The 21,408-nt window shown below is 30.6% G+C and carries 22 protein-coding genes, 1 tRNA gene and 1 pseudogene; 8 read left to right on the forward strand and 16 right to left on the reverse strand.

All coding sequences use genetic code 11. The annotated features are described in order from the left end of the window. Positions 1–328, forward strand: a pseudogene (locus ACH2CG_RS15720) (glycosyltransferase family 4 protein); the annotation flags it as partial. A gap of 44 nt (positions 329–372) precedes the next feature. Here ACH2CG_RS15720 and ACH2CG_RS15725 read toward each other — a convergent pair. The 11 genes from ACH2CG_RS15725 to ACH2CG_RS15775 all read right to left on the reverse strand — a co-directional run bounded on the left by ACH2CG_RS15725 (position 373) and on the right by ACH2CG_RS15775 (position 11,851). Then, complete coding sequence (locus ACH2CG_RS15725) at positions 373–894, reverse strand: hypothetical protein (protein WP_395066899.1); 522 nt, start codon at positions 892–894, stop codon at positions 373–375. A 334-nt stretch (positions 895–1,228) separates the two neighbouring features. Next, positions 1,229–2,731, reverse strand: a complete 1,503-nt coding sequence (locus ACH2CG_RS15730) for a T9SS type A sorting domain-containing protein (RefSeq protein ID WP_395066901.1) — start codon at positions 2,729–2,731, stop codon at positions 1,229–1,231. Between the two features lie 23 nt (positions 2,732–2,754). Next, positions 2,755–3,609 (reverse strand): dTDP-4-dehydrorhamnose reductase, encoded by an 855-nt coding sequence (rfbD, locus tag ACH2CG_RS15735; protein ID WP_395066903.1) that lies wholly within the window; start codon positions 3,607–3,609, stop codon positions 2,755–2,757. Then, positions 3,603–4,154, reverse strand: a complete 552-nt coding sequence (gene rfbC, locus ACH2CG_RS15740; RefSeq protein WP_395066905.1) for a dTDP-4-dehydrorhamnose 3,5-epimerase — start codon at positions 4,152–4,154, stop codon at positions 3,603–3,605. The genes rfbD and rfbC overlap by 7 nt, the downstream gene beginning before the upstream one ends. Before the next feature lie 64 nt (positions 4,155–4,218). Then, positions 4,219–5,082, reverse strand: coding sequence for a glucose-1-phosphate thymidylyltransferase RfbA (gene rfbA / locus ACH2CG_RS15745; protein WP_395066907.1), 864 nt, complete (start codon positions 5,080–5,082; stop codon positions 4,219–4,221). A gap of 84 nt (positions 5,083–5,166) precedes the next feature. After that, positions 5,167–6,171 carry a hypothetical protein gene (locus ACH2CG_RS15750; RefSeq protein WP_395066909.1) on the reverse strand — a complete coding sequence of 335 codons (1,005 nt, stop codon included), beginning with the start codon at positions 6,169–6,171 and terminating at the stop codon, positions 5,167–5,169. A 10-nt stretch (positions 6,172–6,181) separates the two neighbouring features. Beyond that, positions 6,182–7,870: a DUF6909 family protein gene (locus tag ACH2CG_RS15755; RefSeq protein ID WP_395066911.1), complete on the reverse strand. Its 1,689-nt coding sequence runs from the start codon at positions 7,868–7,870 to the stop codon at positions 6,182–6,184. Between the two features lie 41 nt (positions 7,871–7,911). Continuing rightward, a complete protein-coding gene (locus ACH2CG_RS15760) occupies positions 7,912–8,784 on the reverse strand; it encodes a carboxypeptidase-like regulatory domain-containing protein (RefSeq protein WP_395066913.1) in 873 nt (290 codons plus the stop codon). A 3-nt stretch (positions 8,785–8,787) separates the two neighbouring features. Then, on the reverse strand, positions 8,788–9,657 hold the full coding sequence (locus ACH2CG_RS15765; RefSeq protein WP_395066915.1) for a carboxypeptidase-like regulatory domain-containing protein: 870 nt from the start codon (positions 9,655–9,657) through the stop codon (positions 8,788–8,790). A gap of 168 nt (positions 9,658–9,825) precedes the next feature. Further along, positions 9,826–11,310 (reverse strand): GH3 auxin-responsive promoter family protein, encoded by a 1,485-nt coding sequence (locus tag ACH2CG_RS15770; RefSeq protein ID WP_395066917.1) that lies wholly within the window; start codon positions 11,308–11,310, stop codon positions 9,826–9,828. 46 nt (positions 11,311–11,356) lie between these two features. After that, a complete protein-coding gene (locus tag ACH2CG_RS15775; protein ID WP_395066919.1) occupies positions 11,357–11,851 on the reverse strand; it encodes a peptidase in 495 nt (164 codons plus the stop codon). Positions 11,852–11,985: 134 nt separating this feature from the next. Between ACH2CG_RS15775 and tatA (ACH2CG_RS15780) the strand changes: the two genes are divergently transcribed. Both tatA (ACH2CG_RS15780) and tatA (ACH2CG_RS15785) read left to right on the forward strand, forming a co-directional pair. Then, on the forward strand, positions 11,986–12,183 hold the full coding sequence (tatA, locus tag ACH2CG_RS15780; protein ID WP_395066921.1) for a twin-arginine translocase TatA/TatE family subunit: 198 nt from the start codon (positions 11,986–11,988) through the stop codon (positions 12,181–12,183). Positions 12,184–12,203: 20 nt separating this feature from the next. Continuing rightward, complete coding sequence (gene tatA / locus ACH2CG_RS15785; protein ID WP_395066923.1) at positions 12,204–12,407, forward strand: twin-arginine translocase TatA/TatE family subunit; 204 nt, start codon at positions 12,204–12,206, stop codon at positions 12,405–12,407. Between the two features lie 68 nt (positions 12,408–12,475). Here tatA (ACH2CG_RS15785) and ACH2CG_RS15790 read toward each other — a convergent pair whose 3' ends face one another. Continuing rightward, positions 12,476–14,602 carry a Tex family protein gene (locus tag ACH2CG_RS15790; RefSeq protein ID WP_395066925.1) on the reverse strand — a complete coding sequence of 709 codons (2,127 nt, stop codon included), beginning with the start codon at positions 14,600–14,602 and terminating at the stop codon, positions 12,476–12,478. Between the two features lie 151 nt (positions 14,603–14,753). Between ACH2CG_RS15790 and ACH2CG_RS15795 the strand changes: the two genes are divergently transcribed. Continuing rightward, on the forward strand, positions 14,754–15,041 hold the full coding sequence (locus tag ACH2CG_RS15795) for a DUF1294 domain-containing protein (RefSeq protein ID WP_395066927.1): 288 nt from the start codon (positions 14,754–14,756) through the stop codon (positions 15,039–15,041). A 15-nt stretch (positions 15,042–15,056) separates the two neighbouring features. Here ACH2CG_RS15795 and rpiB read toward each other — a convergent pair whose 3' ends face one another. Beyond that, a complete protein-coding gene (rpiB, locus tag ACH2CG_RS15800; protein ID WP_395066929.1) occupies positions 15,057–15,488 on the reverse strand; it encodes a ribose 5-phosphate isomerase B in 432 nt (143 codons plus the stop codon). 680 nt (positions 15,489–16,168) lie between these two features. Then, the gene (locus ACH2CG_RS15805; RefSeq protein WP_395066931.1) at positions 16,169–16,402 is read right to left on the reverse strand and encodes a DUF2007 domain-containing protein; all 234 of its coding nucleotides are present in this window, start codon (positions 16,400–16,402) and stop codon (positions 16,169–16,171) included. Positions 16,403–16,509: 107 nt separating this feature from the next. Between ACH2CG_RS15805 and rnr the strand changes: the two genes are divergently transcribed. The 4 genes from rnr (at position 16,510) to ACH2CG_RS15825 (ending at position 20,822) form a co-directional block, all read left to right on the forward strand. After that, positions 16,510–18,690, forward strand: a complete 2,181-nt coding sequence (gene rnr / locus ACH2CG_RS15810) for a ribonuclease R (RefSeq protein WP_395066933.1) — start codon at positions 16,510–16,512, stop codon at positions 18,688–18,690. 59 nt (positions 18,691–18,749) lie between these two features. Beyond that, a complete protein-coding gene (locus ACH2CG_RS15815; RefSeq protein ID WP_395066935.1) occupies positions 18,750–19,415 on the forward strand; it encodes a head GIN domain-containing protein in 666 nt (221 codons plus the stop codon). Between the two features lie 63 nt (positions 19,416–19,478). Continuing rightward, positions 19,479–20,165, forward strand: coding sequence for a LysE family translocator (locus tag ACH2CG_RS15820; protein ID WP_395066937.1), 687 nt, complete (start codon positions 19,479–19,481; stop codon positions 20,163–20,165). A 6-nt stretch (positions 20,166–20,171) separates the two neighbouring features. Continuing rightward, the gene (locus ACH2CG_RS15825) at positions 20,172–20,822 is read left to right on the forward strand and encodes a hypothetical protein (RefSeq protein ID WP_395066939.1); all 651 of its coding nucleotides are present in this window, start codon (positions 20,172–20,174) and stop codon (positions 20,820–20,822) included. A 47-nt stretch (positions 20,823–20,869) separates the two neighbouring features. Here the strand turns inward: ACH2CG_RS15825 and ACH2CG_RS15830 are convergent. Further along, a tRNA-Cys gene (locus tag ACH2CG_RS15830) sits at positions 20,870–20,940 on the reverse strand. Between the two features lie 108 nt (positions 20,941–21,048). Next, positions 21,049–21,408: dihydroneopterin aldolase (gene folB, locus ACH2CG_RS15835; protein WP_395066941.1), on the reverse strand; the 360-nt coding region annotated here is incomplete at its 5' end.

Raw genomic sequence — 21,408 nt, forward strand, 5'->3', positions numbered from 1 at the left:
GCACGAACCGTTTGGATTGGCAATAACAGAAAGTTTATTTTATGGTTGTCCGGTATTTGGAACACCTTATGGTTCACTGTCTGAATTGGTTCCACAAGAGTTTGGGTTTCTTACTGACAATCAATTGGAGCTTTCAAAAGCACTTTCCAACTCCGATTCTTATTCAAAAACTAGATGTAATGAATATGTTGTTGAGGAGTTTAATTCTAAAAAAATGGCTTTTAGTTATTTAGATAAATACGAAATTGTATTAAATGGAAATAATTTAAACCAACAGAAACCAAAATTAATATCGGATAATGCTAGATTACTTCCTTGGAAGACATAAAAAAAGAGCTGAAATCAGCTCTTTTTAAATTTATAAAGTAATTATTATTTAATTAACTTAACTAATTCATCATTTAATGTTGGTTTAGCTAATAATAGTGGGTCATGTTGCTGATTTGCTATTTCTTTAATTGTAGCCGTACCTGTTTTTTTATCTAAAACTACTTGCTCATTATAACCAAAGTAAAAATCAACTAATGAATCTTTCACTATAAAAGATTTATTTAAATATTCAAATTTAAAATTGTTTAGTTTAATTTCTTTTTGTTTTTTATTGTCTCCTAGGTCAAACCTTAAGTCTGCAAGCACAACATCTTTTGGTAGTTTAAACACAACATCTTGAGGTGTTTCTTTTCCTTTTACAGATACAGAAACATATTTGTTTGGGTCTAAAGGTTCTCCTGGTGTTTCCATGTAATATATCTGAAAATTATCATCTTCTTTTACATTCATGTTTGCAGTAACAACAAAAGTATTTTCCTCTGGTGCTGCTTCAACTTTTTTTTCTTCATTTTTACAAGAAAATAAAGTCGTTGATGTTAAAGCTATTAAAAATATTTTTTTCATGTTCTTAGATTTTATTTTTTTGCAAATATATAAATATTTTAATTAGCACCTAATGAGTTAAAATACTATTCTATTGTTAGCTTTATTTTATCGTTATTTCCTTATCAGAAAGGAAATAATTAACTTTAATTGAGATTGAAACAATAATTATACTTTAATTTTCCTTTGTTAAAAAGTTTATCTTCTTTTGTTTTAAGTAACATTATTAAACAGATATTGCATACTTAAATTAAGAAAGTGACTAGATATAATTTGATATTTTAATTTACAAGTTTTAATAATTTTTTAAGTACTAAATTCTTCCTGTTTTTTTATTTTTTAACTAAAAATTCAATTATTTTTTTAAAAATTTTAATATTTCATTTTTATCATCATATGATATTTTTAAAAAATAAATTCCTTGTTGTAAGTTTTCAACGTTTACTTTTTCAAAGTCGCTGTTTTGTGATATAAATGCTCTGCCGTTTATATCAATAATATCTATTTTAGAAATATTAATATCTTGTTTTATACTAATATTTAATTCTTTTTCAGCAGGATTAGGTGATAAACTAAAAGCTGAATCGATATCAAAATTAGTTGATGACAAAGCTGAATTCATAACTCTAATTACTGAAAATCCAGTTGTTCCTGTTCCTAGAGGAGAATATGGATTAAAAATATATCCTGCAACAACTTTTTTTCCATCACTATGTTGATATAGTATTGACGATTGATCATCAGATATTAGGTCGCCTGGGAAAAAATTATATTCATAATTACCCGTTGAACTAAAACTAGTGTCTAATACTCCTGTTGGTAAAAGTTTTGTTATACTATAGTTTCGATTACAATTTGAACTCGTTGCTGGAGAACATCTATTAATTCCTGTTGTGTAAATATTTTCATCCGAATCAAAAGTATAATCAAAACTGAATAAAGGAACATAATTTAATGTTGTATAAACATCTGAAGCTAAATTATATTTTACTAATCTATTATACTGATTATTAAATGACCATGAAAAGTAATAAACAATATATATGTTGTCAGAAATTATTTTCGAATTTACAATTGAATAACCTCCTGTTTCTCCTGGACTTGAAAGTGTAACTGTTTTAATTCCATTAGTGCCATATGTACTTATTAAATTGCCTGTAGCATCTATATTTAAAAAAACTAAGTGCTTCAAAGCTTGTGTAGTAGATCCAACTAAGATATAATTTCCCAAATAATTATAAATACTAGCTCCTATTGAAATTTCACCCGCGTTTAATGGAAATGATTTAAATCCTACATTATTAAAACTAACATCTAAAATCCCATTTGTATCTATTTTAGTAACAAAAATTAAATTATCCTTATTCCCAATGGTGAGTAATTTTCCGTCAGTGTTTATAACAATATCATTTATTATTTCATTGTTAGTTCCCAAATCTAACTTAACCAAACCATTTTGTCCAAAAGTAGTATCAAAAACACCCGAAGTAGAAATTTTTGCTATAAAAATATTTTTATTGGTTGAATTTGCATTACTAGAAACCTGCCCAAATATGTAAACAAATCCATTATAAATTTTAGCTCCTTTAGTTAAAAATGTTTCGGTAGAATTATTAAAAAAAAGTTTTCCATTAGTTCCAAAACTTGTGTCATTAGTACCATTGTAATTAATAGATGATAATCCATCATTAAATAAAAAAATATATTTATTATTCTCATAAAAAATAGCTTTGGGAAGCGTTACAATAGAAGTGTTGAAAAAAACACCATTATTTCCAAAACTAGTATCTAAACCAATATTTTGAGAAATACCAACAAAACTTAACATAAAAACAAAAAAAGTAATTAATTTTTTCATGATGAAATTTATTTAGTGAAACATTAATTATTATTTAAAGCAACTTCCCAAACATCAACTTCAACACCAAAAACTCTTTTTATTTTGCTTTTATCCAAAACACTATAACTTGGTCGTTTGGCTGGAGTTGGAAAACTTGTGGTTGGTATGGATTGTAAATTTATACTAATATTGTTTACTTCAAATATTTTTTTGGCAAAATCATACCAAGAACACTTTCCTTCGTTACTATAGTTGTAAATTCCGAAGTTACAAATTTCAAGTTGCGAGTTGTGGGTTTTTAATATCATAGAAATTAAAACCTCAGCTAAATCTACTGCGTTTGTTGGCGTTCCTATTTGGTCGTTTACTACTGATAAAGAATCTCTTTCTGATGCCAATCGCAACATGGTTTTCATGAAATTATTTGCAAATTGCGAGTAAACCCATGATGTTCTTATAATAAAGTAATTATCAAACGTTTCTTGAATGGCTTTTTCACCATCAAGTTTTGTTTGTCCGTAAACTCCTGTTGGATTAGGTAAATCTTCTTCTGTGTATGGTGTTGTCTTACTTCCGTCAAATACAAAATCGGTAGAAACATGAAGCAATATTGTTGAAAATTCTTTACAAACCTCAGCTATATTTTTTGCTCCAATAACATTTATTAATGCTGCTTTTTCTGGTTCGCTTTCGGCTTTATCAACTGCTGTATAAGCTGCTGCGTTGATGCAGAAATTGGGTTTAAATTGTTTAAAAGCTTGTTCAATATTGTTTAAATTTGTTATATCTAAACTTTTGGAATCACAAAAAACAAAATCTATTTCTGGATAATTACCCGAAATAGATTGCAGTGCTTGACCTAATTGTCCGTTGCCTCCAGTTACTAAAACTACCATACTTTTTTAGCGTTTTCAAGTGTTGGAAGAACGGTATCTTTTTCGGAAATCAGTAAATGGGCAGTTGGAAAATTCCAATCGATATTGACAGTTTGATCGTTATAAATCAATCCGCCTTCGCTTTCTTTATTATAAAAATTATCGCATTTGTAGAAAAAAGTAGCTGTTTCTGACAAAACCAAAAAGCCATGAGCAAAACCTCTTGGAACAAAAAATTGGGTTTGATTATCTCCTGAAAGAAGTACGGCAACATACTGACCATAGGTTTCAGATTCTGGACGGATATCTACTGCTACATCTAGAACTTCGCCTTGAATTACGCGCACTAATTTGGCTTGAGCATGCGCACCAGTTTGATAATGTAAACCTCTTAGAACGCCTTTGCTAGAAAAAGATTGGTTGTCTTGTACAAAATGCACGTTGGTTCCTACTCCATTGCAAAAGGTTTTTTCGTTAAAGCTTTCCATAAAATAACCACGTTCATCACGAATTATTTTGGGTTCTATAATAAAACAACCTTTAAGTTTTGTTTCTGTAAATGTCATATTCAATGTCATATTCAATGTCAAAAAGCAATTTCAACACTTAAGTTTTTCTATTCTTTTTTCTTTATTCTTCTAACAAACTCATTAAATGAACGCCATAACCACTTTTAAGCAACGGTTGTGCTAATTGTTTTAACTGTTGCGCGTCAATAAATCCCATTTTATAGGCAGCTTCTTCTATAGCACCAATTTTTAAACCTTGACGTTCTTCAATAACTTGAACAAATTGTCCTGCTTGCATTAACGACTGAAAAGTTCCTGTATCTAGCCAAGCTGTACCTCTATCAAGAATACTTACTTTAAGGTTTCCTCTTTTTAGGTATTCTTTATTGACATCTGTAATTTCTAGTTCACCACGATGGCTTGGTTTTATGTTGGCGGCAACTTCTATTACCGAATTATCATAGAAATATATTCCGGGAACGGCATAGTTTGATTTTGGTTTTTCTGGTTTTTCTTCAATAGAAAGTACGTTTCCTTCTTTGTCAAAATCTACAACGCCATAACGTTCTGGATCGTGCACATGGTAGGCATAAATAATTCCGCCATCAGGATTGCTGTTGGCTTGAAGCAATTCGGCCAAACCGGTTCCGTAAAAAATATTATCACCAAGAATTAAGGCTGCTTTATCGCTACCAATAAAATCTTTACCTATAATGAAAGCTTCTGCAAGTCCGTTAGGATTTTCTTGAACAGCGTATTCAAATCGGCAACCAAATTTTTTTCCATCGCCCAAAAGTTGTTGAAATAACGGTAAATCATGAGGAGTAGAAATAATTAATATTTCGTTGATTCCTGCCCACATCAATGTAGAAAGCGGATAGTAAATCATTGGTTTGTCGTATATTGGCATCAGTTGCTTGCTAACGGCTAACGTTAACGGATGCAATCTTGTACCTGAACCTCCGGCTAAAATAATTCCTTTCATATCTAGATAATTATTGGTTTTTTTAATTTTATATTTTTATTTCAACATAGTCATATTAACTAAATGAAGTTATTTTAGATAAAATTACAGTTTAGATTTTGCTAATTGTTTTTTATAAAAAGATCTAAAAATAGTACCAACTAAAAACAAGAACATAAATAAAAAGGGTATAATCAATTTCATTTTTCCGTTAGTTCCTTTGGTATCTTTAATGTTAATTGTGGTGCTTAAATCTTTTATAAATGATTTTAAATTGATAAGTTGAATCTTTTGGCTTGCAATTTCATTTATCAAATTGTTTTTTAAATCAAATAATGTACTCAATTGATTGTTTTCATTATTATAAATTAAGTTGGAACTTTTCTGGTTTTTAGAAATATTTTTAGAAATATTACCAATAAGAGAATCGACTTGATCAATTACAACTTCATTTTTTTTCATTTTTATCTCTGTATTGCTATACGAAATGTTACAAATTTTATTGTAATATGGATCTGTATTTAAATACTTCAATAATGGCAAAATTAATTCTTGATTCGATGTTTTTCCGTTTGTAAGAATTCTAATTGTATGATGCGGATAATTCTTGCTTGTTAACTGGTCTTTAATAACTTTATTTATGTCGTTATCTTCTGCCAACAATTTCATTAATTCGAAATTTTGTGTGTTTTGAGCATTTGTTGCAATGGCAGTATTTGTGTTTACAAACTCATAGATATCAATTACTGGTTCTACTTCAATTAACGCAATATTTTTAGAATTTTTTATTCCAATAGAATTGAAGAAATTAGTATCGTGCTCGCCAAGTTTAGACGATAAAAGTTCAATTTTAGCATATAAATAATCTGTTCCTCCCATATTAGGAGAAACAATTACCTCATTTTTATAGGTTTTATTAGAATCATCCAAATAATATCCTAAACCTGCGCCTAAGACAAATAAAATTCCAAGAACAAGAATATTTCTTTTAAGAAAAAGAATTCCTTCAAAAATTGTTGAAGAAATTCCATCTAAAAAACTTCCTATTTTTTTAGAAATTTGTGACAAGTCAATTTCTTGATTGTCATTATTTTGAGATGCTGTACTCATAAAAAATAAATTATTTTACGTTGAAAATTTGTTCTAATATTTTAATTGTGATCAAATACGTTGGCTTCACTCCTGTTGTTCCCAATCCGCCAGATGCTAATGTACTTCCTGTTTCTAAAGGATTGTCGGAAGCGTAATAGGCATATCTAACTTTTACATTTGGATTGATGCTTTTTCTAATTTTGGATGCCGATTGAATCGCTTTTTGGTAATAAGCACCTTCCATTTCTAGACCAATTACACCCCAAGTTGACTCGTGGAAAAATTTCAATAAATCTTTATTTTGAAGCGAAGTTCCCAAAACGGTTATCATTGGTCCGGCAAAAACCGGAATATCATTTCCTTCAAACATTGCTGCGGTCAATTCATTTTCAAAGAAATAATTATCTGCTGTTCCTTCATTGATGTGTGCATTTGGAATCATTATATCGCCTTTTCCACCTTCTAGAATTCCGGCTTTTCCCATTATAGAAACCGACTCTACATTAAGTAAAATTTTGTCGTCTCCTGTTTTATAGGGTTTCAATAATTCGTCAATGGTTTCATAAGCTTGCTCGCCAAAAGCATAATCCATTACAATAATTACCGGATTGTCTTTTCCAACTTTGGCATTAGGAAACGCCGATTTTATCCAGTCAATTTTTGCTGTGTCAAATATTTGAACATCAATATTGGTTCCCGAATGGTCTGGCAAAGAAAACATTCCGTGTTGCAATGCAAATGCTTCTACTTTATCTCTAACGTCGTGTGCACCTTGCTTGCTTAATTCTTCGAAGATATTAAAATCTGATTGTCCTTTAAACTTCGTTTTTAATACATGTGTGGCGAAAATCGAATTCATAACACTGTGCATGTTGGCACTAATAATATGAATTGGTCTTCCAAGTAAATTATTTTCGTTTAAAACTTCTTTAATATTGTTTGCCCAAATTTCACCGTGAATGTGATGTCCAAGACGTTCTCTCAATATTGGACTAAAAGTGATTGTTCTTTTATTGTTTTCAACTACTTCTTCTATTGCTATTTTTCCTAGCCAATAAATAATATGTAAAAAACGATCTGGTTTTTCTTTAGTTCCAAACGAATCGTAGATGTCTAAAACCTCAACAAAAGTTCTTCCTAGAACATTAGCTGCGTGCGAAATGGCTTTTTCTTTTTCTATTTGCGTAAGCTTCTTTTCTTGAAGTGCTGCTTGCTCTAGTTTTTGCCAATCGCGAGATATTTTTCCTTCTTCATCAATTAAAATTCTATCTTTAATTTTGTGTGATTCTATAAAAATAAAGGTCAAATGCGTTAAAATATCGTAGATGTCTGATCGTCCGCGCGTAATTTCTACATTCATTTGTTCTTCGTCAATTCTATAGCAATTTCTTCTACGTTTTGGTGGAACAATGGCTTGAAAATGTGATTTTGAATAACCTTCGTCCGAAGTTAAATTGATGTATCGACATTCTTCAATGCCAACTGGAAGTCTTTCTATTACATAAAGTAAACCACTAAGTTCTACTTTTTCTTCGGCAATAGTTCCATAAATTTCTGGTCGAAGCTCAAGTAATGCTTCTCTTAAAGTTTCTCCTGAGATACCCATTGGTTTATAAAAACCTCTGTTAAATAAATGTCTCATGGTAATGTACAATCGTTCAATAGCAGCCGACGATTCTTGCGCTCTTGAGCGCGAAATGTTTTTAATTTCCTTCATTAATTATGTTTTATAACCTGCAAATATAGGAATTTTATAGATTAGTTGGTTAGGATAAGGTTAATTGCTGGTTCGTTAATCCTCATTTTGGCCAAAGTTCCATCGGTGTTGTATTTAGTTTGTTTGTTCCATTTTCCGCCAGAAAAGGTGAATTGAAACTCACGTTCTACAGAATTATAAAGCACATAAGGATAGTACGTTTTTTGGATTTTGGTAGTATTTGAATTGGAGTCTGTAATTGTTTTTTCAAATTTGTTTTTTTCTATAATTAGCTTTTCAAAACCAATAAAAATTCCTGTTTTTGGCATTTTTAAACCGTAGTCTTTCAAGTCGAAAAATGTCTTTTTTAATCCACTTTTTACAGTGACTATAAAGTCTTTCTTTATTATTTCTTCGCCTGGAAATCCGTTAGCATCAACGGTGTAAAAATGAAGTCTTATGGTTGCGTCATCAATTTTACTATCGGTTTCTATGTTTACTTGCTTTATGTATTTTGTCTTTTTGTACTTGGGTAAGTAAGGAAAATATTTGGTGTCAATCTTTGGTCCGTTGTCAAATGCCTGATAGATTGTGCTTTGTGTTTTTCCTATTTCAATCACTTTTGTTCCTAAGGTTTTAAAAACTACAACTTCGTCTAACTGGTAGGCGGTTGGTTTTAATTTTACAACAGAAGTTTCCGATATTTTGAGTATTTTCTTTTCAAATCCTAAAGCCGAAAAAATTAATTTTTTGCTTTTTTCAGAAGTGTTAATTACAAATTCGCCGTTCTCCTCTGAGCTTGCTCCAATATTTTCATTTTCTACCCAAATGTTTACAAACGGAATTGGTTTTCCCGAAATACTGTCTTTGATAATTCCTTTTACTTGAGCAGTAAGCGAACATGTGATAAGAAGGAATGCTAATGAATATTTCATTTATTAATTTGTTAAAATAAGATTTATTGCTGGATTAGGAAAATTATATTTTCCTTTATATTTTTCTTTATGAAGTGCATTGATAACTAGCCAACGACCAGAACTAAAAGAATAATTATCAACTGTATCATCGTTAAAATACATAATATGAGGCGAGTAATTTAGGCATTCTGTTTTTTTATTAGTTTTGTAAATTGTTGCTTTTTGCATGTATTTATTTTGATCTATTATTAGACTTTCAAAACCTATAATTATTCCTTCTGGAGGTATTTCTATTTTATATTTTAAAATATCTACAACGGTTTTTTGTTTTCCTTTTTTTACTTCAACAAGTAATTCTTCATTTAAAATATCTTCATTTGGAATTCCGTCTGGTCCTATTTTAAAAATTCTTACTCTAAAAACCCCATTCTTTACTTCGCTATTGGTAAAAAAAACGATTTCTTTTGCATATTTAACTTCTTTATTGTTTTTATCAACTTGAAAATTTCTAGCAAAAATCCATGGCGTTGTTTGTGGTTCGGGTAAATAAAATCTTTTCTTAGAATCACCAATCTCAATTTCTTTGGTTTGCTTTAAACTTGAAATTAATACTTCATCGAGTTTATAAATTTCCTTTTCTAAAACAATTTTTTCTTTGAATGGTGTTATCTCTTTCTTGTAACCTATTGCCGAAAAAATTAAGTTCTTTTCCTTGTTTTTACTATCTAAATTAAAACTTCCATCAACCTCAGATGTTGTTCCAATATTTTCACCTTCAACCCAAATGTTTACATAAGGAATTGGCGTGTCGTTTTGGTCAACAACAATGCCTTTTACTTGCGCAGTAAGCGAACATGTGATTAAAAATAATAGTGTAATTGTGAGTTTCATTTTGTTTTTATGGTTTGCCGTTTAGCCCTGATGCAAGGGAAAAGCCTCGCTTTTTTAGCGAGCTTTGGAAAGGTAGCAGGAATATGGATTGCTAAAATGCCCAAGCCTTTCGCTCAAAATTTTCAATTTTATTTGTTTTTAATACCTAACAGGTTAAAAAAAACCCTATTAGGATAATAGTTGATCTGCAATTTTTCTATCGTTAGAAAGTCTTGGTAATTTATTTTGTCCGCCCAGTTTTCCTATGGATTTCATATATTCTTGGAATCCGTTTTTGGAAACTCTTGTTATTACTAGTGTTTGCAATACTTTTCCAACTATTAAATCGTCATAATAGGCGTTTTGTTTGCGCATGGCAGTGTCAATTTGTAACGCAAATTGTTCGAGATTATTGGGTTGGTTTTCAAACTCTATAAACCATTCGTGGTAAGGCAATCCTGATTGTGGCGCAATTTGTGGCGCAACGGTAAATTCGTTTACTCGAACATCTGTATTTTGCATTGCTTCTTGCAAAGCGTGTTCTACTTCTTTGCCAATAACGTGTTCGCCAAAAGCAGAAATGTAATGTTTGATACGTCCAGAAACAATAACACGATAGGGTTTTAGGCTTGTAAATTGAACGGTATCGCCAATGTTGTATGCCCAAAGTCCGGCATTGGTGGAAATTATTAAAACGTAATTTACATTTAGCTCGACTTCACCAATAGTATATCGTTTTGGATTGTCTAAGAAAAACTCATCAGATTTTACAAATTCGTAGAAAATTCCAGAATTTAAAAGCAACAACATTCCTTTTTCTTTTTGTGAATCTTGGTAAGCAAAAAATCCTTCGGAAGCTGGAAAAAGTTCTATTGAAGCTACTTTTCGACCTATAAGATTTTCGAACTTGGCACGATAGGGTTCATAATTTACGCCACCATAAATAAACAAATTGAAGTTTTTAAATATTTCGCCTACAGGTTTTGCTCCTTTTTGTTGTAGCTTTTCAAAATACATTTGCACCCAAGACGGAATTCCCGAAATTACCGCCATATCTTGGTTGATGGTTTCTTCGACTATGGCATCTACTTTGGTTTCCCAATCGTCAATGCAATTGGTTTGCCAAGATGGCATTCGGTTTTTTTGTAAATATTTAGGAACAAAATGCGCTACAATTCCGGATAATCGTCCTAGTTTGATTCCGTTTTTTTCCTCTAGAATTGGACTTCCTTGCAAGAAAATCATTTTGCCGTCTACAAAGTCGGCTTTTCCTGTTTCATGAATGTAATTTAAAATTGCGTTTCTAGCTGCTTCAATGTGAAAAGGCATGGATTCTTTGGTAAGCGGAATGTATTTTGCGCCAGAAGTAGTTCCAGAAGTTTTGGCAAAATAAAGTGGTTTTCCTTTCCAGAGAATATTCTCTTCGCCTTTAACAACTTTATCAACATAGGGTTTTAGTTCTTCATAATCGCGAATTGGAACTTGGATGGCAAAATCTAAGAAAGATTTTATTTCTGAAAAATTATGGTCTTTTCCAAACTGGGTGTTTTGCGCTTGCCGGATTAAATCCTCAAGAACTTTTTGCTGAGTTTCAATAGGATTGTTTATCCATTTTTGGGTTTTGTTATGGATATACTTGGCAAATACTTTGGCTGCTATAGATTTTATTGACATAATTTAAGACACATTTTTGCCACAAAGACAGTAAGTCGCAAAGGTTTTATTTGGTTTTTTTTAATTGTTTTACTTTTTTTTCTTCATTGTCAACTTCTTTTCTCAAATTCATTTCGGCTTCTGTTGCTGTTAGTTGCAAATCGGGCAATGTATCTACAGAAATGGCTAAAATAGAATCTTTATTGACTTTGGCATATTCTAAGTTTCCGTTTAAAACCTTTTTTATAGACTCTAGATAGGCTTCGTTTTTCTTGATTGCAAATTCTAGTGAATCCGATTTTAGCGCCAGTTCAGTAGCGTCTTTCTTAAGTTTTGTTGATGTGTAACCCGGAATGTATTCGCGCAAAGGTGTAAATGCAATAAAAAAAGTGGTAACCGTGATAATCAAAATTGCACCTACTGTGGCAACCACAAAGACATTCATCAAGGTCAACTTTAAAGAAAATATTTCTTCAAATGTGTCTTCGTTAAGGATTACCAAACGATTTTTGGTAAAGAGTCTTTTCTTTAATAATTGTTTTTTGAGGCGTTTTTCAGACATAAGTATGATTATTATACAAATATAGAAATTAGTTGTAAATGAAAGTCTGGTTTTTAACGTTCTTTAACGCTAAATATTTGCGGAGCTAATTAATTATTTTCTACATTTGCATATATTATTTAATATTTAAAAGTATGAATTATTTAACTATATTTCTTGGGACAATTGAAATGCCTCAAATGTTATTAATTTTGGCCGTTGTTTTACTACTTTTTGGAGGTAAAAAAATTCCAGAATTAATGAAAGGATTGGGATCTGGAGTAAAGGAATTTAAAAATGCTGCCAAAGATGATCAACCTGCAAATTCTAAAAAAGAAGAAACTACTAACTAATTTTCTTATAAATTGATATTATGAACTATCTAACAATTTTTCTAGGTGAATTTGGTTTACCTCAAGGTTTATTAATTTTAGTTGTGGTTTTACTACTTTTTGGAGGTAAAAAAATTCCTGAATTGATGAAAGGATTGGGATCGGGCGTGAAAGAATTTAAAAACGCTGCCAAAGACGATCAACCTGCGAATTCTAAAAAAGAAGAAGAAGAAACTAAAGAATAACTATTTTAGAAATTCTAAAAAAAAAATTCCAAATTCCAATTTTGTTGGAGTTTGGAATTTTTTATGTTTTATAAAACCATCGTCAATTGAATTCTTTTTCGTTCTTCATCAACCTCAACAACTTTAACTTGAACGTGTTGGTGGAGTTTTACAACTTCGTTTACATCCGACACAAATCCTTCTTTAAGTTGCGAAATGTGAACCAAACCGCTTTCTTTAATTCCGATATCAACAAAGCAACCAAATGCCGTAATGTTGTTGACAATTCCAGGTAAAACCATTCCGGTTCGCACATTTTTTATAGTTGTTACTGTTGGATCAAATTCGAAAACTTTTGCCGCTTTTCTTGGATCTAATCCTGGTTTTTCTAACTCTTTTACGATGTCTTTTAGGCTTAAAATTCCGATTTCTTTGGTAACATAATCTTCTAATTTTATTTTAGAAATCTTCTCTTTATTGGCAATTAAATCGTTGGTTTTTAAACCTAAATCTTTTGCCATTTTTTCAACAATTCCGTACGCTTCTGGATGCACTGCCGAATTATCTAAAGCATTTTTTCCGTCTTTAATTCTAATAAAAGCTGCTGCTTGTTGGTAAGCTTTTTCGCCCAAACGTGGTACTTTCTTAAGTTGTTTTCTTTCTACAAATGCACCATTTTCTTGTCGGAAAGCAACAATGTTTTCGGCCATTTTTTCGCCAATTCCAGACACATAACTCAACAACGATTTACTTGCTGTATTTATATTAATTCCGACCGAATTCACACATCGAACTACAACCGAATCCAATTCTTCCTTCAATTTTGTTTGATCCACATCGTGCTGGTATTGTCCAACTCCAATGGATTTTGCATCAATTTTTACCAATTCTGCTAATGGATCTGAAAGTCGTCTTCCAATAGAAACCGAACCACGAACGGTAACATCGTAATTTGGAAATTCATCACGAGCAATTTTTGATGCCGAATAAACCGAAGCGCCAGCTTCTGAAACTACAAATACTTGAAGCGGTTTGTCAAATGCAATTTTCTTAATGAAGAATTCGGTTTCTCTACTTGCAGTTCCGTTTCCAATAGAAATGGCTTCAATGTTATAGGCATTTACCATGGAACGAATTTTTTTCATCGCCATCGCAGTTTCATTTTGTGGTTGGTGCGGATAAATGGTTTCGTTGTACAATAAATCGCCTTTTTCATCAAGACAAACTATTTTGCAACCGCTACGAAAACCTGGATCGATTGCCAAAATTCTTTTTTCCCCTAATGGTGGCGCAAGTAATAATTGACCCAAATTATTTGCAAAAACATCAATGGCTGTTTTATCGGCTTTGGCTTTGGCTTCTTGCAAGGTTTCGTTAGAAATTGCTGGTTCTAACAAGCGTTTGTAACTGTCTTTTATGGCCAATTCAAGATGCGGTTTAGCTTCGGAACGACTGTTTTTAATAACATTTTCTTCTATAAAATCTAATGCTTCTTCCTTTTCTATTTCAACATTCAATTTTACAAAACCTTCACTTTCGGCACGCAACATGGCCAATAATCTGTGCGATGGCGCTTTAGATAATGGTTCAGACCAATCGAAATATTGAGAGAATTTTTGGGCGTTTTCGTCGTCTTTTTTAGCTTTTGAAACTTTAGTGGTTACAACTGCTTTTCGTTGAAAAATACGACGAAGATTTTTTCTAATATAGATATTTTCGTTAATCCATTCGGCAATAATATCTCTTGCGCCTTGCAAAGCATCGTCTTCATTAGCAACATTATTATTGAGATATTTAGAGGAAATAAAATCGATATCTTCTGTTCCTTGCAACATGATAATTTTTGCCAAAGGTTCCAATCCGTTTTCACGAGCAACGTCGGCTTTAGTCTTTTTCTTCTTTTTATAAGGCAAGTACAAATCTTCAATTTCTTGTAAATCGAAGCTTTTTTCAATTTTTAATTTCAATTCAGACGATAATTGTCCTTGTTCGTCAATCGTTTTTAGAATGCTTTCTTTACGTTTTATAATTTCGTCATATTGCTTAGAAAGTTTGGCAATTTGCTCAATAATAACCTCATCAAGATTGCCTGTTTGGTCTTTTCTATAACGAGAAATAAACGGAATGGTGCAATCTTCTGAAAGCAATTTTAAAGTTGCTTCAATGTTTTTGGGTGTTGTATTGGCTTGGGTTTGTATAAATTGTATTTGGTTCATTGTGTAGTGAAATTTATTAATAAAGCGATATTTTAAGAGAGTCGCGCTTTATTTGTTTCTTTGGTATTTAATTTCAAAATAGTGGACATGTTTATTTTAACAAAATTCTGATGATTTTTATTTTATTTGTATAACAATTTAATTCCTATCAATGCCTAAAATTATTCTTTACGCTTTTATCGTTATCAACTCCGTCACATTTATAATTTTTGGATATGACAAATGGCTGGCACAAAATAAAAAATGGAGAATTTCTGAAAAAAAATTATTGCTTTTCTCATTATTGGGCGGAAGTATTGGCGGTATTTTTGGTATTCTAGTTTACAGGCATAAGGTTTCTAAAAAATCTTTTTTATGGAAGTTTATCATTATTATTGTACTCCAATTGTTTCTTTTATATTGCTTAAACTTACCATATATTAAAAAAATTATAGGATAATTTAAAAATTTAAAACTAGCTACACGCAATTTTATCTACACGATTTGCATGTCTTCCGCCTTCAAAATCGGTAGTTATAAAAGTATCAACTATTTCTATTGCTTGTTGAATTGATGTAAAACGCGCCGGAATACTTACAACATTTGCATTATTATGTTGGCGCGCAAGCGCCGAAATTTCTTTGGTCCAACAAAGTGCTGCACGAATTCCTTGGTGTTTATTGGCTGTCATAGCAATTCCGTTTCCGCTTCCGCAAATTACAATTCCTAATTCTGCATTTCCAGAAGTTACATCGGTTGCAACTGGATGACCAAAATCGGGATAATCAACACTATCAAAAGTATCGGTTCCGTGGTTTAAAATTTCGTGTCCTTTTGAAACTAAATAAGCAACAATTGCTTTTTTATAATCTGGACCTGCGTGATCGTTTCCGATAGATATTTTCATATTTTTTAGTGTTGTTTAGTGGTTACAAATTTAAGTAAACATTCTATTTTATGTTATATATTTTAAACTATTTTAACTCCTTGATTTCCAAATTATAGCAAAATACCTCAATTTCATTATTTATATAACTATCTAAATATTAGTAGGAAATATGTAATCTAAATGTTAATTTTTTGTATTGTTAATAGCGTTTTGTAATGTGTTGAAAATCAGTTAACCTTAAGTTAACATTGCTTGTTAACAACTTTATATAGTTTTTTAGAAGTTTTTCTTGGTTGTATGTAAATTAATTGTAATCAAAAATTGACATTAGAAATCCTAATTTAGTTTGATGAATTTTTAGAAAAGTTATCACTATAAATTTTTAGTTTTTCAACAGAAATCAACAATCAAAGTTATCTACAAAAAGTATGTTTTTTTACTTGTTAACAACTGTTAATTAAATTTAAAAACAGTTTAAAAATGAACGTATTACTTTATTAAAACTATGTTAATAAATCAGTATAAAAAAAGATAACTATAAAATCTACTATTTAAAATTAAACTTATTGTACCAATTAACACGCTATAATAACCACCAAGAAATTAATTAAATTTAAAATCTTTTTTTTGTTTTATTTAATATATGTTGACAACTTTTAAATTTTTTAGAGAAAAGAAAATTGAAAATAGAGATTAGACTATACAATATCTAGATTAGTATTTAAGTCGTTTAAAATTTCTTTTACAACTTCTATATCATTAGGATGAATTTTAAGATGAATTCCGCCGTAAGCAAAACTCGCTAATGGATCAATAGCAATCAAATTTTCATTTTGAAAAAAATACTCAATTTCTCTGTTGTCTAAAACAGATTTTAAAACTGTAATTTCATAGGCAAAATTGAAAGTAGCAACGGTTATAAATTCGTTCATTTTAATTTTTTTATAAAGGTACAAAAGTTATTTTTTCAATAAATCTATTCTCTATTCTCTATTTTCTATTTTCTTATTTGTAATTTTAAACTTTATTATAAAAGATTATGAGTAAAATGCCAAAAAAATTTGGAAGTAAACCGAAAACTTATTCGGAAAAAATATTAAAAATACTATCACAAAATGCTAATAAACCATTCAATTACAAGCAAATATGTGCTGTTCTTGAATTGTCTGATACCAAAAGCAGAAACGAAATCATCAAAGATTTAAAAATTCTTGCTGCTCAAAAAGTAATTATTGAAAACGAACCTGGAAGCTATTTAGTAAAAGCCATTTCTCAAGATTATTATGAAGGAAGAATAGATATGACTTCAAGAAAAACGGCTTATTTTATTTGCGACGAATTTGAAGATGATGTTTTTATTCCAACAAATAACTTGAATCACGCTTTAGATAAAGACAAAGTTAAGGTTTATGTTTACAACCGTCGTCGTGGTAAAAAACCTGAAGGTGAAGTAATTGAAGTTCTTGAAAGAAAGAAAACAGAATTCGTTGGAGTTATTGACATTCAAAAGAATTTTGCTTTTGTAACTACTGCTAATGCTAAAATGTACACCGATATTTTTATTCCAAAAGATAAATATAACGGAGCAGAACAAGGCGATGTGGTTGTAGTTCGAATTGAAGATTGGCCAAAGAAAGCCGATTCACCATTTGGTTCAGTAATTAATGTTTTAGGAAAACCTGGAGAACACGATACTGAAATTCATGCGATTTTAGCCGAATATGGTTTGCCGTATGATTTTCCAGTTGAAGTTGAAGTTTTTGCACAAAAAATAGACACAGCGATTCATCCGGAAGAAATTGCGAAACGTCGTGACATGCGCGATACGTTGACTTACACGATTGATCCAAAAGATGCCAAAGATTTTGATGATGCGTTGTCTTTCAAAAAATTAGAAAATGGAAATTTCGAAATTGGAATTCACATTGCCGATGTTTCACATTATTTGCAAGAAGGAACAATTCTAGATGATGAAGCTTACAATCGTGGAACTTCAGTTTATTTAGTGGATAGAGTTGTACCGATGTTGCCAGAAGTTTTATCAAATTTTGCTTGTTCGCTGCGTCCTAATGAAGAAAAATATACTTTTTCGGCTATTTTTGAAATCGATCAGAAAGCAACTGTAATCAATCAATGGTTTGGAAGAACGGTTATTAATTCGGATCAACGATTTTCGTATGAAGAAGCGCAAGTTATTATTGAAACAAAAGCTGCTACAATTCCAGCAGAAATTTCGTTAACTGGAAAAGAATATAATGCATCTGATGAAGTTACAGAAGCGACATTAAAATTGGACGAATTAGCTAAAATTCTTCGTAGAAATAGAATGAATAACGGTGCTATTTCATTTGATAAAGTTGAAGTAAAATTCAACTTAACAGAAAATGGAGAACCAGAAGGTGTTTATTTTAAAGTTTCAAAAGATGCCAATCATTTGATAGAAGAATTCATGCTTTTAGCCAACAGAAAAGTTGCTGAATATATTGGAAAACAAAAGAAAACATTCGTTTATAGAATTCACGACGAACCTAACGAAGACAAGCTTTTTGCCATGCAAGCGTTGATTTCTAAATTTGGTTACAAAATTGATTTACGCGATAAAAAAGATATTTCTAAATCGTTAAACCAATTAATGGCAGACGTTAACGGAAAGAAAGAGCAGAATTTAATTGATACTTTGGCAATCCGAACGATGAGTAAAGCCAAATATTCTACCGAAAATATTAGTCACTACGGATTATCATTTGATTATTACAGCCATTTTACATCGCCAATTAGACGTTATCCCGACGTTATGGTGCATCGATTACTTCAATATTATTTGGATGGCGGAAAATCAGTTTCTGCAGAAGTGTATGAAGAAAAATGCGAACATTCTAGTAATATGGAAAGTCTTGCGACAAATGCTGAGCGTGATTCTATTAAATACATGCAAATTAAATACATGCAAGATCACAAAGACGAAGAGTTTTTGGGTGTAATTTCTGGAGTTACCGAATGGGGAATTTATGTAGAAATTGTATCGAATAAATGCGAAGGAATGTGTAGAATTCGTGAAATAAAAGACGATTATTACACGTTTGATGAAAAACAATATGCACTTGTTGGTGAAATTTCTAAGAGTATTTTACAATTAGGAGACGAAGTTTACGTTAAAGTAAAGAACGCCGATTTGGTTAAAAAACAATTGGATTTTACATTTTTAAGAAAAAACGAGTAGTTATTAACACTGATTGTCATCCCGAGCGCAGTCGAGTGAACTTTTAAAATTTAATCATCATGAAAAAAATAATTTTCAGTCTATTAGTATTCAGTCAAATAGCATTTTCACAAACAGAAAAAAGCGTTGGAGATTTCAATAAAGTAACCTCGTTTGATCAAATTGATGTTATTTTGATTCCTTCTTCAGAAAACAAAGTAATTCTTAATGGCTCAGGTTCGAATGAAGTTGAATTGGTTAATAAAAACGGCGAATTAAAAATTAGAATGTCATTATCAAAAATACTTTCCGGTGACAATATTTCAGCAACCGTTTATTACAAAAAAATTGATGCTGTCGAAGCTAATGAAGGTTCAAGAATTGCTTGTGAAAGTACCATAAAAGCTACGTCATTTGATATAAAAGCCAAAGAAGGAGCGCAAATAAAATTAAAACTTGATGTTGCTAAATTAACAGCAAGAGTAGCAAATGGTTCTACAATTCATTTGGATGGAAAGGCTACAAATCAAGACGTTTTAGTAAATTCTGGTGGAGTTTATGAAGCCGAAAAACTTACTACAAATCAAACAGTTATTACTTCAAATGCTGGCGGTGAAGCCGATGTTTATGCAACCGATTTAGTAGATGCTAAAGTTCGTGCTGGCGGCGATATTACCATTTATGGAAAACCAAAACAAATCAATCAAAAGATAGTTGCAGGCGGAAGTATTGAAGAAGCGAAGTAGATTTATTTTAGATTCTAAATTTTAAATTCTAAATTGCATAAAATTTCGATTTAAAATATCTCTATGCTCAACGACATTATATCTGCAATTCCATTAGGTTTTTTTCTTAGTTTTATGATTGGTCCAGTATTCTTTGTATTATTGGAAACCAGTGTTGTAAAAGGATTTAGAGCTGCTATAATCTTTGATTTAGGAGTTGTTCTAGCCGATATTATTTTTATTTTAATAGCTTATTTTAGTAGTTATCGATTAATTGAAAGTATTAAAGATGATCCAGCTTTGTTTATTTTTGGTGGATTAGTGATGCTTACTTACGGAATAATTTCTTTTGTAAAAAACAACAAAGATTCTAAAAAAGGTATCGATGAAGAAGATCCAACAGAATTAGCCAAAAACAATTATTTATCATTATTCATTAAAGGTTTTTTCTTAAACTTTATCAATATTGGCGTACTCGGATTTTGGTTAGCAATTTTAATAACAATTGGTCCGCAATTAGAATTAAAAGCATCAAGAATGATTACCTTTTTTGCTACTTTAATCATTACTTATTTTATTACAGATATTTTTAAAATACTATTAGCAAAGCAATTACGAAATAAATTAAATCCCAAAAACATACTACGTATTAAAAAATTCATTAGTATTGTTTTAATAATTTCGGGAATTTTTATTCTTTCACAAGGTTTGTTACCCAAAGACAAACAAATAGTTATTAAAGCAGCTCAAGATTACGAAAACAAAAGATAACTTCTTATGCAGAAAAAAATAAGTTTACTTCTTTTATTTTTTTCACTTTCATTTTATGGACAAAATGATACGATTTCGGTTGTGAGACATTCTGATAATGATTTAGTTATTCCAAAAAACACTAAAGTTGTTTTTAGAGGAATTAAAAATGAAATAGTAATAGATGTTCCTAATTGTAAGTCTTTCAATGCTACAGGTATTGGTTTATCTTTAATTTCTAAAAATCTTTATAATTTAAATCCCGGTGCTGGTTCAGAATTAATAATCACTATTGATATTGTATTAAAGAATAATAAAAAGAAAACAGAAAAACATGTTTTTGAAATTAGAGGAATTAAAAGACCAATTACTTGTTTTAATTACATAAGAGGAGATTCAATAATTAGAGCTCAAAAAAGTCAGTTTAAAAATGCAAAAATTAGAGTTATATCAGCCGATAAAAATTTTAATTTAATATTTAACATAACTCAGTTTGTTCTTAAAATTCCTGGCAGAAATTCCATTGTAATAAATGGAGATAAGATAGACGATGAAACTTTCGAAAAGATAAATAAGTATGCTTCTAAATATGATGAAATTGTGATTTCTGATATAAAAATTAAAACTTCTTTCGTTGGATGTATTCTTATTAATCCAATGGTTATTAAACTATATTAGTTTTGTAGATACAAAAAAAAGAGACACATTTCTGTATCTCTTTCTTGAGGCATCGTCCGGATTCGAACCGGAGTAGGAGCTTTTGCAGAGCCCAGCCTAGCCGCTCGGCCACGACGCCAATTTATTAATTGGAATGCAAATATATAAAAAAGTTTAAAGTTTGAAAGTTTAAAGTTCAAAAAGTTTTATTTTCCTCATTTCGTACTTCCAACCTTGTACTTCGTACCTAATTTCTATATTCTTCCATTTCAATTGTAACCGCTTCAACATCACCACCAATAGGAGGATTTAATTTAGAAACTGCCAATAGAATTCGTGATACAGACGGAATTTCTTTAAATATTCTTGTGATGATTCTGTTAGCAACATGTTCCAATAATTTAGAGCGAATGTCCATTTCTTCCTCAACAATTCTGTTTAAAAGCACATAATCAACCGTATCGTTCAACTCATCTGTCAAGGTAGATTTACGTAAATCGGTTTTAATTTCAAGATCAACTCTATAATCTGATCCAATTTTTGCTTCTTCTTCAAGGCATCCATGAAACGAAAAAGCTCTTATATTTTGTAATTTGATAGTTCCCAT

This window comes from Flavobacterium sp., from assembly GCF_043778725.1.
Lineage (GTDB): Bacteria > Bacteroidota > Bacteroidia > Flavobacteriales > Flavobacteriaceae > Flavobacterium.

Excerpts from the sequence above, each read along its gene's own strand:
- ACH2CG_RS15815 (WP_395066935.1), top strand. The coding sequence starts at position 18,750 with ATGAAAAAAATAATTTTCAGTCTATTAGTATTCAGTCAAATAGCATTT.
- ACH2CG_RS15725 (WP_395066899.1), bottom strand. The coding sequence starts at position 894 with ATGAAAAAAATATTTTTAATAGCTTTAACATCAACGACTTTATTTTCT.
- rpiB (WP_395066929.1), bottom strand. The coding sequence starts at position 15,488 with ATGAAAATATCTATCGGAAACGATCACGCAGGTCCAGATTATAAAAAA.
- ACH2CG_RS15770 (WP_395066917.1), bottom strand. The coding sequence starts at position 11,310 with ATGTCAATAAAATCTATAGCAGCCAAAGTATTTGCCAAGTATATCCAT.
- ACH2CG_RS15805 (WP_395066931.1), bottom strand. The coding sequence starts at position 16,402 with ATGAACGAATTTATAACCGTTGCTACTTTCAATTTTGCCTATGAAATT.
- ACH2CG_RS15775 (WP_395066919.1), bottom strand. The coding sequence starts at position 11,851 with ATGTCTGAAAAACGCCTCAAAAAACAATTATTAAAGAAAAGACTCTTT.
- ACH2CG_RS15825 (WP_395066939.1), top strand. The coding sequence starts at position 20,172 with ATGCAGAAAAAAATAAGTTTACTTCTTTTATTTTTTTCACTTTCATTT.
- ACH2CG_RS15795 (WP_395066927.1), top strand. The coding sequence starts at position 14,754 with ATGCCTAAAATTATTCTTTACGCTTTTATCGTTATCAACTCCGTCACA.
- ACH2CG_RS15755 (WP_395066911.1), bottom strand. The coding sequence starts at position 7,870 with ATGAAGGAAATTAAAAACATTTCGCGCTCAAGAGCGCAAGAATCGTCG.
- ACH2CG_RS15730 (WP_395066901.1), bottom strand. The coding sequence starts at position 2,731 with ATGAAAAAATTAATTACTTTTTTTGTTTTTATGTTAAGTTTTGTTGGT.
- rfbC (WP_395066905.1), bottom strand. The coding sequence starts at position 4,154 with ATGACATTTACAGAAACAAAACTTAAAGGTTGTTTTATTATAGAACCC.
- ACH2CG_RS15750 (WP_395066909.1), bottom strand. The coding sequence starts at position 6,171 with ATGAGTACAGCATCTCAAAATAATGACAATCAAGAAATTGACTTGTCA.
- ACH2CG_RS15820 (WP_395066937.1), top strand. The coding sequence starts at position 19,479 with ATGCTCAACGACATTATATCTGCAATTCCATTAGGTTTTTTTCTTAGT.
- ACH2CG_RS15760 (WP_395066913.1), bottom strand. The coding sequence starts at position 8,784 with ATGAAATATTCATTAGCATTCCTTCTTATCACATGTTCGCTTACTGCT.
- ACH2CG_RS15765 (WP_395066915.1), bottom strand. The coding sequence starts at position 9,657 with ATGAAACTCACAATTACACTATTATTTTTAATCACATGTTCGCTTACT.
- rnr (WP_395066933.1), top strand. The coding sequence starts at position 16,510 with ATGAGTAAAATGCCAAAAAAATTTGGAAGTAAACCGAAAACTTATTCG.
- rfbA (WP_395066907.1), bottom strand. The coding sequence starts at position 5,082 with ATGAAAGGAATTATTTTAGCCGGAGGTTCAGGTACAAGATTGCATCCG.
- rfbD (WP_395066903.1), bottom strand. The coding sequence starts at position 3,609 with ATGGTAGTTTTAGTAACTGGAGGCAACGGACAATTAGGTCAAGCACTG.
- tatA (WP_395066923.1), top strand. The coding sequence starts at position 12,204 with ATGAACTATCTAACAATTTTTCTAGGTGAATTTGGTTTACCTCAAGGT.
- ACH2CG_RS15790 (WP_395066925.1), bottom strand. The coding sequence starts at position 14,602 with ATGAACCAAATACAATTTATACAAACCCAAGCCAATACAACACCCAAA.
- tatA (WP_395066921.1), top strand. The coding sequence starts at position 11,986 with ATGAATTATTTAACTATATTTCTTGGGACAATTGAAATGCCTCAAATG.